The sequence below is a fragment of the Bradyrhizobium liaoningense genome, assembly GCF_018130955.1.
Lineage (GTDB): Bacteria > Pseudomonadota > Alphaproteobacteria > Rhizobiales > Xanthobacteraceae > Bradyrhizobium > Bradyrhizobium liaoningense_C.
Window position 1 is genome coordinate 176,771 of record NZ_JAFCJM010000005.1, and the last position, 14,787, is coordinate 191,557.

At 63.2% G+C, this 14,787-nt stretch carries 14 protein-coding genes; 3 read left to right on the forward strand and 11 right to left on the reverse strand.

Translation table 11 applies throughout. The features are described 5' to 3' along the window. Positions 1-26 precede the first annotated feature (26 nt). Positions 27-1,070 carry a sigma-54-dependent Fis family transcriptional regulator gene (locus JQ632_RS06290; RefSeq protein WP_212401417.1) on the reverse strand — a complete coding sequence of 348 codons (1,044 nt, stop codon included), beginning with the start codon at positions 1,068-1,070 and terminating at the stop codon, positions 27-29. A gap of 535 nt (positions 1,071-1,605) precedes the next feature. Here JQ632_RS06290 and JQ632_RS06295 point away from each other — a divergent pair. Further along, entirely contained in the window at positions 1,606-1,836 is a 231-nt protein-coding gene (locus JQ632_RS06295) for an NIPSNAP family protein (RefSeq protein ID WP_312015571.1), read from the forward strand. Between the two features lie 12 nt (positions 1,837-1,848). After that, positions 1,849-2,673 (forward strand): sugar phosphate isomerase/epimerase, encoded by an 825-nt coding sequence (locus JQ632_RS06300; RefSeq protein ID WP_212401418.1) that lies wholly within the window; start codon positions 1,849-1,851, stop codon positions 2,671-2,673. 142 nt (positions 2,674-2,815) lie between these two features. Here JQ632_RS06300 and JQ632_RS06305 read toward each other — a convergent pair whose 3' ends face one another. The 10 genes from JQ632_RS06305 to JQ632_RS06350 all read right to left on the reverse strand — a co-directional run bounded on the left by JQ632_RS06305 (position 2,816) and on the right by JQ632_RS06350 (position 13,714). Beyond that, positions 2,816-3,910, reverse strand: coding sequence for an ABC transporter ATP-binding protein (locus JQ632_RS06305; RefSeq protein WP_212401419.1), 1,095 nt, complete (start codon positions 3,908-3,910; stop codon positions 2,816-2,818). Positions 3,911-3,932: 22 nt separating this feature from the next. Beyond that, the gene (locus tag JQ632_RS06310) at positions 3,933-5,684 is read right to left on the reverse strand and encodes an iron ABC transporter permease (protein WP_212401420.1); all 1,752 of its coding nucleotides are present in this window, start codon (positions 5,682-5,684) and stop codon (positions 3,933-3,935) included. Positions 5,685-5,691: 7 nt separating this feature from the next. Beyond that, positions 5,692-6,708, reverse strand: coding sequence for an extracellular solute-binding protein (locus JQ632_RS06315; protein WP_249151451.1), 1,017 nt, complete (start codon positions 6,706-6,708; stop codon positions 5,692-5,694). Between the two features lie 75 nt (positions 6,709-6,783). After that, positions 6,784-7,197 carry a Rieske (2Fe-2S) protein gene (locus JQ632_RS06320; protein ID WP_212401421.1) on the reverse strand — a complete coding sequence of 138 codons (414 nt, stop codon included), beginning with the start codon at positions 7,195-7,197 and terminating at the stop codon, positions 6,784-6,786. Then, a complete protein-coding gene (locus tag JQ632_RS06325; protein ID WP_212401422.1) occupies positions 7,197-8,300 on the reverse strand; it encodes an amidohydrolase family protein in 1,104 nt (367 codons plus the stop codon). Before JQ632_RS06325 ends, JQ632_RS06320 begins: the two co-directional genes overlap by 1 nt. Then, positions 8,297-9,421 carry an amidohydrolase family protein gene (locus JQ632_RS06330; RefSeq protein WP_212401423.1) on the reverse strand — a complete coding sequence of 375 codons (1,125 nt, stop codon included), beginning with the start codon at positions 9,419-9,421 and terminating at the stop codon, positions 8,297-8,299. The genes JQ632_RS06325 and JQ632_RS06330 overlap by 4 nt, the downstream gene beginning before the upstream one ends. 145 nt (positions 9,422-9,566) lie before the next feature. Next, on the reverse strand, positions 9,567-10,574 hold the full coding sequence (locus JQ632_RS06335; protein ID WP_312015572.1) for an extracellular solute-binding protein: 1,008 nt from the start codon (positions 10,572-10,574) through the stop codon (positions 9,567-9,569). Between the two features lie 80 nt (positions 10,575-10,654). Beyond that, positions 10,655-11,074 (reverse strand): aconitase X swivel domain-containing protein, encoded by a 420-nt coding sequence (locus JQ632_RS06340; protein ID WP_212401424.1) that lies wholly within the window; start codon positions 11,072-11,074, stop codon positions 10,655-10,657. After that, positions 11,071-12,348, reverse strand: a complete 1,278-nt coding sequence (locus JQ632_RS06345) for an aconitase X catalytic domain-containing protein (RefSeq protein WP_212401425.1) — start codon at positions 12,346-12,348, stop codon at positions 11,071-11,073. Before JQ632_RS06345 ends, JQ632_RS06340 begins: the two co-directional genes overlap by 4 nt. Position 12,349: 1 nt before the next feature. Next, complete coding sequence (locus tag JQ632_RS06350) at positions 12,350-13,714, reverse strand: FAD-dependent oxidoreductase (protein WP_212401426.1); 1,365 nt, start codon at positions 13,712-13,714, stop codon at positions 12,350-12,352. Positions 13,715-13,886: 172 nt separating this feature from the next. Between JQ632_RS06350 and JQ632_RS06355 the strand changes: the two genes are divergently transcribed. Then, positions 13,887-14,786 carry a LysR family transcriptional regulator gene (locus tag JQ632_RS06355; protein ID WP_212401427.1) on the forward strand — a complete coding sequence of 300 codons (900 nt, stop codon included), beginning with the start codon at positions 13,887-13,889 and terminating at the stop codon, positions 14,784-14,786. Position 14,787 lies beyond the last annotated feature (1 nt).

Below are 14,787 nucleotides of genomic sequence, written 5' to 3' on the forward strand. Positions count from 1 at the left end.
CGCATTCGGCCGCCGCGTCCTGCCCGTCAGCGCGGATTGCGCGGCGAACCGGTCCGGAAGCGATCGGAGGCCAACCCGTGCTTCTTGACCAGCTTGTTGAGCGTACTGCGGTCCTTGTGCGAGATGCGCGCGGCGAGCGAGACGTTGCCGCAGGCCTCGGTCAGGAGGTGGCGCAGATAATTCTTCTCGAATTGCGCGATCGCCCGCGCCTTGGCTGACTTGAACGTCTCATCGGCGTCGATCGGATCGCAGGCCTTCTCCGCCTCCGCTTGCCGCATCGGCGCGATCCGGATCACTTCGCCGTCAGCAAGCAGGAATTCGCGCAGCATGAGGTTTTCCAGCTCGCGAATGTTGCCGGGCCAATCATGCGAGAGCAGCCAGTCGACCGATTTGACATGAAGACGCTTGCGCGGCCGCTCATATTGGGTCGCGAAGCAGTCGAGAAAATGCTCCGCCAGCAGCACCACGTCACGGCCTCGCTCGCGCAAGGGCGGCATGGTCACGTTCAGGATGCCGAAGCGGAACAAGAGGTCGCGGCGAAACTCGCCGCGGCGAACCATCCCTTCGAGATCCACATTGCTCGACGCGATGATCCGCAGATTGCCGCTGGCGACCTGCCGGCCGCCGACCGGACGATAGGTGTGGTCCTGGAGAAAACGCAGCAGCACGACCTGCGCACGCGGCGTCATCGCCTCGACCTCATCCAGAAACAGCGTGCCTCCCTCGGCCTGCGCAACGAGGCCGCGGCTCGACGTCTTGGCGTCGGTGAATGCGCCGCGCTCGTGGCCGAACAATTCGCTCTCGAGCAGATTGTCGGGGAGCGCGCCGCAATTGACCGGGATGAACGGGAATTCGTGACGAGAGCTGAGGTAATGCAGCGCGCGGGCCGCCAACTCCTTGCCGGTCCCGGTCTCGCCCTGGATCAGCACCGTGGCGTCGACGCCGGCGATCCGCTCGATGATCCGCAGCGTTTCGCGGAAGCCCGGCGAGGCGCCCAGCAGGTTGAGCCGCGTAAACGCAGTTTCGGGGGATTCATTTCGTCGCTGCCGCCAAGCCTCGATCTCGGTCATCGGAAAATGCCGCTTTCGAAATGACGTGAGGAATTTTAAATTAGCTACCTTCGGTTGACAATGAAATACTTCGACCGCAGGCCGTCTCGCAAAGGCTATGCTGCGACCTTTTGCCCCCAATTGCGGATTCTTTAAGACAATTAGAGGTTGCAATTCTGGAATCGCGTCGCAAATGCCCCGGACCGGATCAAGATGGGGACCACCGGACGCTCAATGGCTCTCGAGCGGGCTTTCGGGAACCTGATCGAGAATCCTGAAATCGATCCGGATCGGAGGATGGCCGGGTATTTTTGGTACCGTGGCGCTGCTGAGCTTGCCTTCGCTTGGTGGAAGCGGCAAACCTCGTCAGCGTCCTTGATAAGAGAGAAGCACGCTCCTTGGAAACTCTTGTCGATTTGCTGCTTGCAAGTGCCACCGATGGCCGCGCGACGGCGCGTAGGATCTGCCGCTTCTGTACGCATGACGTTTGCGAAGGGCCGGTGTGCCCAGTGGGCTCGGGCCACACTTCTTGATGGTGAGTTTGGGGAGAAACCGCGTGCCACTGTTTGAGCAAAAGGGCATCCGCCCGAAGATTGACCCGACCGCCTTTGTCGCCCCGCCGCGCTTCACCGATATCTGGCCGTTCGCGAGCCTGGATGTGCGCGCCGCGGCGCGCAGCGAGTCGGTCGCCAGGGGCGTCTGGCCGCCGAAGGTCGGGCCGGATTGGCTGACCGGCGAGATGCGCTCGATCGTCGCGCTGCCGACCGCGATCTCGCCATTGGCCTAGAGCGAGGCGATCATGACCCGCATCTATTCGCTCGCCTACCTCACCTCCGCGCCAATGGCGCCGCCGGATGCCCTGACGCTTGCCGCCAAGCTCGGCTACCAGGCAATCGGCGCGCGGATCGCGCCGGCGGCGCCCGGCGGCGACTTCTCGCCGCTCACGACCGACGCCGCCATGCTGCGCGAGACCGTCAGCCGCATCAAAGATACTGGCGTGCCGGTGTTCGACGTCGAGATCGCGCGGCTCGGCGCCGACTTTGCGCCCGAACGCTTCGCGGCCTTCCTCGAGACCGCAGGCAAGCTGAAGGCGCGCGCGATCCTCGTTGCCGGCGATGATCCGGACGAGGCGCGCCTGACCGATTCCTTCGCCGCATTCTGCCGCGCGGCGGCGCCCTACGGCCTCACGGCGGATCTCGAATTCATGCCGTGGACCGCGGTGAAGAACGCGAAGGCCGCGCTGCGCATCGTCGAGAATGCCGGCGAGCCGAACGGCCGCATCCTGGTCGACGCGCTGCATGCCGCGCGCTCGGCGACCACGCTCGACGACATCGCGAGCCTGCCCCGCCATCTCCTCAGCTATGGCCAGCTCTGCGACGCACCGGCCGGCATTCCCGCAACCAACGAGGAGCTGATCCACACCGCGCGATGCGCCCGACTGCTGCCCGGCGACGGCGGCATCGACCTGCGCGGCCTGGTGGGCGCGCTGCCGGACGACCTGCCGCTCAGCCTGGAGATCCCCAACGACGAGTGGTTGCCAAGGCTCGGCGCCGAGGAATGGGGCCGCCGCGCGCTGGCCGCAGCGCGCCGCATCGTCGCCGAAGCCGCAGGCGGAAAGGCATGAGCAGCCTCGATTTCTCCGGACGCATCGCCGTCATCGCCGGCGGCTGGTCGGCGGCGGCAAGCCGCGCACGCACTCATCTTCGATCTGTCCGGCGGGCGGGCGACGTATTGATCCCTGCCACAGACCTCCGCTGTCGAGATGGCTAGTTGGACGCCACGGCCCACAGCGACGATTTCGCGGCCTCGACCTGAACGACCTCTCCGAGCCGCATGTCCGTCAATGCCGGCACCTCGAAATGAAGCTCGCCCGCGCTCGTCCGCAGACGCAGGGATCGACGTGCGCCCCGGTAAACAGACGAGATGACCTCGCCGCGCCAGGCGGCATCGGCATCTCCCGCGATGGGCCCGACGCGGAGATCCTCCGGTCTGACCAGTACGCGCACGCTCTGCCCACATGAGAAGGACTGGTTTCCATACGCGATGCCCTGCCAATCCTCGCCCCGCACTTCGAACCTGGAAAGGTCCGGCGCAGCCGCTTCGATCCCGGTGACGATCGCATCCAGAAGATTGGGCGAGCCGAGAAAGCTCGCGACCGCCTCCGAGTTGGGCCTCTGGTAGATTTCGGTGGGCGTCCCGGTCTGCAATATCCGCCCGCCCCGCATCACCACGATCCGATCGGAGAGCGCCATGGCCTCATCCTGGTCGTGGGTCACGTAGAGGGTCGTGATGCCCAGTCGCCTCTGCAGCGAGCGAAACTCGTCGCCCATCTGCGCGCGCAGCCGCGCATCCAGATTGCTCAGGGGCTCGTCCAGCAGAAGCACCTCGGGTTCGAACACCATCGCCCGCGCGATCGCCACCCGTTGCTGCTGTCCGCCCGACAGAGCCGGCGCCGGCCGATCGGCAAAGCGCTCCATCTCCACCAGCCGCAGCGCCCGATCGACCCGTTCGCGGATTTCCGCCGCCGACCGCCTGCGCACCTGGAGCGGATAAGCGACGTTGTCGAACACCCGCATATGCGGCCAGATCGCGTAGGACTGGAACACCATGCCGAGCTGGCGTCGGTCAGGAGCAAGATGAACTTGCCTGGCGGGTTCGCTCACCACGCGCCGCCCGATCGATATCCGCCCGCCCGTTGCCTCCTCGAGGCCCGCTACCATCCGCAGCGTGGTGGTCTTGCCGCAGCCCGACGGCCCGAGCAGCGTGACGAATTCGCCCGCCGCAACGTGCAGATCGATGCCATCCACCGCCGTGAACCCTCCGAAGGTCCTGGAGACGTTTTCGAGAAGCACTTCTGCCATGTTCGTATCCCGATCGTTTCAATCACAGCGCGTTGACGTAGCGCTTGATGAGCCGCAGCTGCACCCAGCGGAACAGGAAAACCAGCGACATCATCATGAGTCCGACAACGCTGACTGCTTCGGCCTGCCCATTTTCCCACATCCTCAGCAAGACGACGGACAGCACTTCCGACCCCACCGAATACAGCAGCACCGAAGCACTCAGTTCGCGCATGATGCCGAAGAACGTCAGGACCCAGCCGACCGCAAATGACGGCCAGGCCAACGCAACCAGAATTCGCCACAAGGTCTGCCACCAGTTCGCGCCGTGAACGCGCGAGCACTCCTCGAGGTCGAAGGAGAGCTGATGGTAGGCGGCTGACATCACACGCACGGAGATCGGGGTTCCGAGCGCGACATACGCGATCAGCAAGGCCCAGATCGTGCCATAGATCGTGATTGCCCCAGGCAGGAAAGCAAAGCCCCAGAGGAAGCCGACTGCGAGCACCATGCCCGGCATCATCCAGGGCAGCCACGCGAGCACGTCGATCACCCGCCGACCTGACCAACGGGTTCGGGTCGACACATAGGCGACGATGCTGCCAAGCACCATGGTCACCGAAGCTCCGCCGAACCCGAGCAGGAAGGTGTTGCGAAACGCCCGCCACACTTCGTCATTGCCAAGAACCGAGCGGTAATGATCAAGCGTCAGCATGTCCCGCTGATAGAAGCCGAAGAACTGGAAGAACGAGCCGAGCAGGAGCTGGCCGATAGGCAGCACGACACTGACGAGGAAGAAGGCCACGCACAGCGCAAAGGTCAGCCAGCGCCATGACCCAAGCTTGATGACGCGCGGCGAATAGCCCTTGCCGGTCACCGTCTGGAAGCTACGGCCCCGCAACAGGCGCCATTGCCAGAACACCAGCAGGAACATCAGCGCCATGATGACGAAGCTCAGCGCGCTGGCGAACTGATAGTTCGGAATCGATTGGTGGTGGATGGAATTGTAGATCGCGGTGGTCACCACCTCGATCCTCGCGGGCGTGCCGAAGAAGAGCGGGGACTCGAAATTTTCGAGCCCGCGAATGAAGCTGAGCAGGAATGCGGTGATCACCGCCGGCATCATCAACGGCAGGCTGACGCGGCGAAACGTGCCCCATTGCGAGGCGCCGCACATGCGGCTTGCCTCCTCCAGTGCCGGATCCATGGCGCGAAACGCCTCGACGACGAAAAGGAACAGGAACGGCGTCGAGTATTGCACCATGTGCCAGACCACGCCGGCGTAGGAGTAGACATTGATCAGAGACGCCTCGGAGCCGGACATCCAGCGCCAGACGAGATTGATCACGCCAACCTGCGGGTTGCCGAGCATGCCCCAAGCCATCGCGGTGAGAATGGGCGGAACGAAGAACGGCAGCGTGATCAGGACCTCGAGCGAGGCGCGCATCGGCGTGTCCGTGCGCGAAATGATCCAGCCGAACAGAACGGCCAACAGAAGCGAGAAGATCGTCTTGAGGAGAGAGATACCTACCGTGTTGGCGAACAGCATGGCGGTCGGCCAGGTGAAGACCTGGCGGTAGCCGGACAAATCAAAAGTCCCGGCAATGCCCGGCGGCGTGGTGTGCAGGCTGCCGTAGAACAGCATTGACAGGGGATAGAGCGAAAGGAATGCGAGCAGCAACGCCAGTGCCGCGAGGGCCAGCCGCCGCGGCGCCTTGCCTTCCATCAGACGGTCGGCCCGAAACCGCAATCGCATCGATTGCGTCACGACCTCGTTCGAGGACAACGTGCTCATTTCGCGCTTACTGGTAGAGCTTGCGGGCCAGCTCCATCATGCTGGGGCGTTCCGCGAGAGTAGCCATGCCCATCAGCTTGGCATTGGCGAACATTTTGGCATCGTCATTGGCGCGCTCTGCAACATCCTTCACCACCGGCAGCATCCAGGCATTCGCATACAGGAGCTGCGAATCGACTTCCAGGAAGTGATTGATGAGCAGACGGGCTGCATTCGGATGCGCGGCGTTCTTCAACAACGCGAATTCCATCTGCGCATAGGGAGCCCCCTCTTCCGGGATGACGACCTTGATCGGAAGCCCCTTCAGATCCGAGGCGAAGGCGAACACCTGCGGGACGTAGATCGGATACTCGCCGCGCGCGACACGACGGGCGTCGTTACGCATGTCACGGCTGAACACGGGCTTCTGGTCGGCAAGTTTCTCGTTGAACGACGCTCCCATCTTGTTCTGAAGAACGGAGAACATCGAGTTCCCGCTGCCCAGCGGACGCATGTCATCAGACAGGATCTTGCCCTTCCATTTGGGATCATTCAGGTCGTTCCAGCTCTTGGGCTCCTCGTCGGGTTTGACCAGGCGCGTATTGATCAGGATACCCATCGGCTGCACATAGGCGGGCACACTGACATCTGATGCCTTGAACGGCTCCCGCAGATTGGCGACATTCGGAATCGCACCGACCTTCTGCACATAGTCGCCGGTCTTGAGCTGCTCTTCGATCATCGTCGTCGTGATGATCTCGGTATCGCCGAGAAACCGTCCCGCGGATTGCTCGGTGCGCACGCGCTCGGCGAGTTCGCTGGCGCGCAGATCCAGGCTCTCGACCTTGATGCCGTACTTGGACTCGAATGATTTCAGTACGGCGGCGTAGTAGGGCGCGCCAAGCGCCATGCTGTATACGACGACCTTGCCTTCCTTCCTTGCCGCCTCGACGACTCCTGACCAGTCGGGGTTTTCGGCCAAGGCAGCGGAACAGGAGCCGAAGAGCGAGGCCGCAGTCACTATGCTCTTCATCGTTTTCAGCATGTCATTCTCCCGACTCTCTTTTCTCGGTTCGCTTCGGTCGTTCTGACCTGATGCGCGACGAAACGTGCAGCCACTCTAGAGCTCGATCACGACGTATCGTTTCTCAACCGACACGGGGAATGTCTCCGCGCGAAGCTTCGTCTCGGCGAGGACGTCCCCGTCCTCCAGCTTGATATCGTAGCTCTTCACCTTCGTGCGCCGCGGATCGCACCACGATTTCCCGGTCCGGATGTCGAACTCCCACCCATGCCACGGGCATCGCACCAGCTCGTCCTTGCGACTGAAGCGATAGCTTCCCGGTTCGTCGGCCTCGACCAGACCGACGATCCGTCCTTTGCACAGCGATGCACCTTCGTGAGGACAGCGGTTGGCGATCGCGAAAAACTCGCCAGCCAGATTGAAGACGCCGATTTCACGCCCGCCCACTTCGACGATCTTGCGGGAACCAGGAGGGATTTCCTCGACAGTGGCAACGACATGACGCGTCATCAGTCCAGTCCATAGAATTTCTGCGCGTTTCCAAACAGGATCTGATCACGCTGCGCTGGGGTCAGCGGCGCCCTGAATGCGTAACGCGGATCGTCGAAATCCCAGTGCGGATAGTCCGTGGAGAACAGCAACCGATCCCAACCGATCCGCTCGAAAAGCTCCGTCAAATGCGCCGCGCTTTCCGGCTCTTCCATCGGCTGGGTCGTGAACCAGATATGCTCGCGGACATAGTCCGACGGCCTGCGCTTCAGATGTGGAACTTCGCTGCGCAGTTTCGCCCAATGCTTGTCCATGCGCGCACTTAGCGAGGGAATCCAACCGAGCCCACCTTCCATGATCACGATGCGCAGCTTCGGGAATCGTTCGAACACGCCTTCGAAAACCAGGCTGCTGACGATCGCCTGCATCGATTCCGCGACCGCATGATGCTCCTCCATGTAATAGGAGGGCCAACCGCCGCCGGTGGAGGGATGCCCGTTGGTCCCGCCGACATGGACGGCGATCGGAAGGCCGGCCTGCTCGGCCGCCGCGAAGATCGGCCAGTAGCGCCTGCGTCCGAGCGGTTCGTCAGTTCGCGGCAAAACGAGGACCTGGACGAAATTAGGATCGCCGGCCCGCGCCTCGATCTCGGCCACCGAGCCGGCCGCATCCTCCTGGGCAATCAATACCGATGCCCTCAACCGGGGCTCCTGACGAACCCAACGCTCGACCTGCCAGGTGTTCATCGCCTGGGTCAGCGCGACGCCGAATTCGAGGTTGCGCTGACTGCCCGGATTCCAGCGCAACGGGATCAGGATGCCGTGGTCGACTCCATTGGGATCGAGATGCTGTTGCCGCATCAAAGCAAGGCTCGATCCCGGCGGACCACCTTCGTCCGGATAGGCATCGACGCGGGCCGCATCCGGCGACATGCGCGGATGGGTGAGCGCTTCGGAGAACGCGTGACGCAAGTGACTGCCATAGACCTGCAAATGATCGATCCAGCGCCGCGCCAGGAACGGATGAACCTCGGTCCAGGCAGTCATCGCCGGATGGATGTCGCAGTCGATGATCCGCAAGTTCGACTGGGCGGAACGGGCGCGGTCGAGTTCGGTGACGCTCATGCATGCACCTCGGCTTGGGGCTTGCCGACGGAATCCGCCAGGCGCGGATAGGCGGCGAGCGGGTTGTCGCGCAGGATCTTCCGCACCAGCGTCCGCGGCAGGCCGGACGGCAGCGCGGCGTCGCCGTCGAACTGCCAATGCGGATAGTCGGTGGAAAACAGGAACAGTTCATCCGACTTGAGATGGTCGATCAGCCGCTGCAATCCCTCGGCTTCGTCTGGATCGTCGATCGGTTGCACCGTGAACCGCACGTGGTCGCGCAGGATGTCGGACGGGGCGCGCGTCACCCACGGCACTTCGGCCCGGACTCCCTTCCACGTCTTGTCGGCACGCCAGATGAAGCCGCTCAGCCAGGTCAGGCCGGACTCGATCATGACAACCCGCAACCGCGGAAACTTCGCAAAGACACCTTCGGAGATCAGACTCTGCAGCTGGTTCTCGAACGCGCCGGATTGTGCGACGTAGTCTTCGATGAAGTAGGACGGCCACCCGACCGAGGTCGGAGCATAACGATACGCACTGCCGGCGTGGACGCCGATTGCCAGATCGTTCCGCTCGGCCGCCGCATAGATCGGCCACAGCTGCCGGCGTCCGAGCGTGACCTCGCCGGACACCAGCAACAAGACCTGAACGAACCGACGATCGGCTGCAACGCGATCGATCTCCGCGACGGCAAGCTCGGTGTTGTGCGCGGGCACGACGATCGAGGCGCGCAACCGGGAATCTCGGTCGAGCCAGGTGTCGCGGATCCATTCATTTGTCGCCCGGCAGAACGCCGCGGCCATGTCCTCGCTGTGCATGACCTGGCCGCCGTACAGGCAGTTCAGAATGCCCAGCTTCAGCTGGAAAGGGTCCAGCACATGCTGCTGCATGGCGGCGAGCGATGATCCCGGCTTCGTTCCGGCCTTCGGCTTCCAGTCGGGACGGCAGCTCAAGGGCGCGTTCTGGGGATAGCTGGTCAGATTGAGGTTCAGGCGATCAAGTGCCCGGACGGCGACCATCTCCTTCCAATAGTCGTCGAGATATGGCGCGAGAACATCCATCCCCGGCACGGCGGGGTGCAGATCGCAATCGATGGCGCCAGCATAGCCTTGAGGGCTGGCAGACGGATCGGTCGTCATCCTCGGACGTCGTCCCTTCTCAATCGCCCGTTCCATGAGCGCCTGAGCGCCCGTTCGGCGCTTCTTGTTGATCTCTCGCCAGCGATCATGAAGTTTCTCCCATTGAGCATATCGTCCTCGCCCAAAGATGCGCCGCCCGGCGCCGTCACTTGTAGATTTCCTTCGCAAGCGCGAGCATGGCGTCCTGGGTGTCGACGTTGGTGGTCCCAAGCAGTCTGGCGCTGGTCATCGCCCGCATTTCCTCCCTGATCGGCGCGTTGAGCTTGTCAACGACCGGGATCAGCCCGGCATTCGCGTAGATCAGCTGCACCTCTTCGCTGAGATAGTGATTGATGAAGAGGCGCGCGGCATTGGGATGCGGCGCGTTCCTCAGCAAGGCCATGTCGAAGCGAATGTAGGGAACGCCCTCTTCCGGAATTAAAAGCTTGACCGGCAAGCCCTTCAGGACGGTCGTATTCGAGAACAGCTGGGGGATACGCATCGGAAACTCCCCGCGCGCCACGCGCCGTTCGTCGTTGCCGACGTCGCGGCTGAAAATCGGCTGTTGTGCCGCAAGCTTCTCGTGATAGTCGCGTCCAAGCGCATCCTGCAGCACGGAGAACATGACCTGGCCACCGCCAAGCGCACGCATGTCGTCGGACTGGATCTTGCCCTTCCAACGTGCGTCGAGCAGGTCCTTCCAGCTCTTCGGCTCGTCCGCGGGCTTCACCTGCGTCGTATTGACGAGAATGCCGTAGGCGAGGATATAGCTCGGCACCAGGACGTCGGTTGCGGGCTGCTGCGGCGACAGAAGCCGCGCGTTGACGATGCCGCCATGCGGCTGCAGCTCTCCGTCGCGCTGCGAGCGGATCATGGTCGCGGCGCCGTTCTGGATCACATCGCCGATGAAACGACCCGCGGCCTGCTCGGTCCGCAACCTCTCGCGGAGCTCGCTTGCCCTGACGTCGAGGAGCTCGACCGGGATGCCGTATTTCTTCTCGAAGCTCTTGATGGCGGCGAGATGAAACGGCGCGCCTAGAAACGAGGTGTAGAACGTCAGCTTGCCTTCTGCCTTGGCGGCCGCGACCAGCGCGGCATCATCCTCGCCCCTTGCCGACGACGTCGCGACGCAGGCCGCAATCACCGCCATGATGTACCAAGACGCCCGCCTCACTTGCTACTCCCTCCACCCTTGCGAACCGCCCCTCTTACCGGAGGCATCTTTGCGCGGCCGGTAACGGCGCCCTCGATCCGCTACGAATCCTTTTTCGTGACTTCCACGATGCCCTGGTCGGCGTCGACCCTGACCCAGTCGCCGTTCTCGATGATCGACAGCGGATCGCGGTCGAAATCGGTGAGCGCCGGCACCCGCATCATCACAGCCCCGAGCGCGACCTTGGTCGTCGTCCTGTTGTAGAGGATGGCCTTGGGTGCGGTGCCGGCAAGGCGCGCGAGATGGAAATATTGTGACCAGCCGGACGAGCCCTTTGCGCCCGGAAACACGAGGATCTTGTCCTTGAAGGAGACACCGCACAGCTCATGATGCGTCTCCACGACCTTGCCTGTACGCGGGTCGATGCCTCCCCAGCCCGAGATGGTGTCGCGAGTCACCAGCGCCTCACCCTCCGAGACGCCGCCGACTACCTTGCGGCCGTGCAGAAGAATCCTGGTCATCGCAGGCCTCCGGTCCAGCGCCCTTCGATGGCGGCTTCGACGCAGTCGGCCACCGAGCCGAACCAGGCCTGAACACCGGTGATGGCCGGCAAATAGTGAGCCTGCTTTGCCGAGTCGGTCGCAACGACCTTGGTACCCTTCGGCATGATCCGCGAGATCGCCGGGCAGGTGTCGCTGAGCACGTGCCCTCCTGCCGCCTTGATGACGTCGGTATAGCCGCTGCGATCGGCAATCTCCTTCAGAGCGCGCGGCGTGAAGACCCACAGCGAGGTGTTGGGGCTGATGCGCCGCCCCTCGAGCAGGCGTGCAACCTGCCAGACCTGCTCGATGGAATTGTGCGGACAGCCCAGCATAATGAAGTCGACGTCGGCCGATTTGGCCGTCGAGTTCAGCTTCTCGTAGGCCGCGCGCTGCTCCTTCTGGCCGTAGACCCAGGTTCGGCGCGGCGCCCTCCCGCCAAGAGCCCCTTCTTCCGATTTCGTCTCAGGGGTAACGCCCGGCATATGATACATCTCGACGCCACCCGAAGATGCCGCAGCGGCCCCGAAATGCTTCAGCTTGATCAAGCTTGGCTGCGACGTGAGGCCTCGAAACACCGGGATGTCCTCCTCGACCATCTCGCCGATTGCATATCCAAGCAGTCCCCAATCCATCATGTCGTCGACCGCGATCTGAACGTCGACCAGGTGTGACGCAAAGCGGTTCTCGGGAATGTGCAGGCCGAAATAGGGAATTCGCCCCGTGATGCTCGCAGCCCCCGTGCTCTCGCGCCCTTCGGTGTTGGTGCGCGCGCCGACCACCGAGTTGCAATAGATCACCGCCGACGATTCCATCCAGGCACAGTGCTCACCCATCACGGGGACATTGCCGACCTGGTACGGCGTGCAGGTGGAAAGCATATTGACGCCCTTGGCGCCAAAGAACCGCTCCCCTTCCTTCTGCACCCGAGCGGCGTCCTCCGAGAGCTGCCTCATTTCGGGGTGCTCGCTGTCGATGCCCATGATCAGATGACAGGTGTATGCCTTCACCGGCGGCATCGCGACGTGCTCGTTACTATCCAGGTTGAATTCGGAGAAGATCGCGTCGTTCCCCTTGCTTGCAAACTCGCGGATCATCGGCCCGGCGGCCACAAATGTGCCGCACACATTGTTGGTCTCCACCAGCCGGTCGGCGCCGAGCGCCTCGCCGTAGCGAACGAGCAGATCCATGGCTCTCTGAACGGCTGCACCCTCCGCACCGTCCAACATCCTCCGTTCCGCATCGGTCAACTTCATATCAGGCACTCGCTTCTGCAAACCGACGGATGCCGCGGGCGACGTCGTGGCCGCTGACCTTGCGCTCAAGATTGTCGCGCAGGCGCTGGCGCAGCGCCGCCATGTCGATCTGGTGCACGCTGCCTGTGCCCGCGAGATCGAGCGCGTGTGCCGCGGCGGCGCCCATGGCGATGCACGGTCCCATCACTCGCACGCTCGACAGCGCTGCGTTGTCCGCATCGATGCAACGCCCGGCCGCGACGACGTTGTCGGCGTCGCGGGGCGTGAGGCTGCCGAACGGCACATAGTGCATGTGATCTTCGCCGAAGGGACGCCAGACGTGATCAGTTCCGGAATCGTGCAATTCGATCGGCCAGGCCGTGCGTGCGATCGCGTCATCGAACTCGCGCCCGGTGATGACGTCCTCCGCGGTCAATTGCTGGCGGCCGCGAATCCAGCGCGTCTGCCGGATGCCGGGAAAACCGTAGGCGCGGACGCGCGCCTTGCCAAAGGCCTTCGGAAACTCGCTTCGCAGGAATTGCACGGCGCGATCCGCCTGGTCGCGGCCCTCGAGCGTCTTGTTCGACATCTCGAACGGATCGAGCGGCGTCTCCATATGCGTCATGTTCATCGCCGCAATGCCGCGGCCGGGAATGATGAAGCTCAGCCCCTCCCGCCGCACCAGACCATAAGACGCGGCGCGCTCGCGCATCCGTGCCGGAAGTTCCTCGCGGCTCGGCACATGCGCCTCGTCGATGCCCTCGAGCACGACCATCTGCGTGCCGAACACCGGCCCGTCGGCCGCCTCCTGGCAGGGAAAGCCGGCCTGCCACACCAGCGCGGCGTCGCCGCTGGCATCGACGAAACCGTTCGCCTCGACGCGGACGTCGCCATAGCGCGTTGCCAGACCGAGCGCGCGCACGCGGCGGTCGCGCACTTCGACCTCGCGCAGCACGGCGCCGAGCAGCACGTCGATGCCGGCATCGCGGATCGCGTTCTCGATCCAGCGACCCAGTGCCACCTCATCGTAGATGATGATGTTGGTGACGCCCTGTCGGTAGTGAACGGCCCCTGTCCTGGACAGGTCACGGATGATGTCCTCGGCAATGCCGTAGGTGAGCTGATAGCCGTCGCGGCCGTTGGAAAACATGCCGCAGATGGTACCGACGATCGAATTGACGGCCTGACCGCCCAGCACGGGAAGGCCGTCGATCAGCAGCACCTTCTTGCCGAGTCGAGCCGCCTCAATCGCCGCCGACACGCCGGCGATGCCGGATCCGACCACGCAAATATCCGCAGAACGCTGCAGCGGCCGAGACGGCTCTCGCCTGACGATGCGCGTCGCGGTCGAGGCCTTGGTCCGCACGGACAGGGAGTCAGCACCCATACCCTGATAATCCTTGGATCGTCCCACCTGGAGTTTCTTGGCTTCACCGCTGGTGCGGTAGCCGAGAGTTGCACCCTCTTGAGACGGAAATAAATCCGCAGATTCATCTGTTCAGTTTTCTCGATTTGGAAATAATGCTAGATGCTTCCCGCCTGCATCTTGGGAGCGTGTGGTGGATACCATCCTGAACATCAAAGCGTTTTTGCTTGTCGCGGAAACCAGCAGCCTGACCACGGCGGCTCGTCAGCTCGGTGTCGTGCCTTCGGTTATCACCAAACGTATCAACCGGCTGGAGGATCAGATGCGCGTACAACTCCTCCATCGGACGACCCGGCGGATCACGCTGACGCCCGAAGGCGAGATGCGGCTGCCTCGACTGCGAACGGCGGTCGGCCAGCTCGACAGCATCTTTCAGGATTCGGCGGCATCGTCGGCGGAAATGGAAGAACATCTTCGCATCAAATCGCCGACCACGATCGCAATCCTCAGTCTCGGAGAGGTGCTCACGAGATTCCAGCTTGCCAATCCGAAGATCAGCATCGAGCTTGTCATGCTCGATCGGTCGGTCAACCCGGTAGAGGAAGGCTTCGATATCGCGCTTGGAGCTTTGCCGACCTCTTATCCGGGAGTCATCGATGAACCGCTCTGCGCGTATCCTCGCGTGCTGTGCGCCGCCCCTTCCTATCTTGCTCGCTGCGGCGAGCCCAGCCACCCGCGCGATCTGGTCCAGCACGACTGCCTCACCTTCGCAACCACGGGATTGAGCTGGGGGTTCGAAAGCCGCCGCGGCCTGATCAATGTCGAGATCAAGGCCCGGCTGAGTGCAAACGACAGCCAGTTGCTGTTGCGCGCGGCACTCGCCGGTATGGGCATCGCGCGCCTCGCCAGGCATGTCGCCGAGCCAGCGTTGTCGAGCGGGCTGCTCGTACCGATTCTCGCCGACTATCCTGTCCCGGAGTTCTGGATCAAGGCGCTCGTGCCGCGAAATCGCCTGGACCGGCCGGCGGTTCGCAGCTTCGTTGACGCGTTGAAGGCGCACTTTGGTCACGCATTTGGGCGACCGCACGACTGAT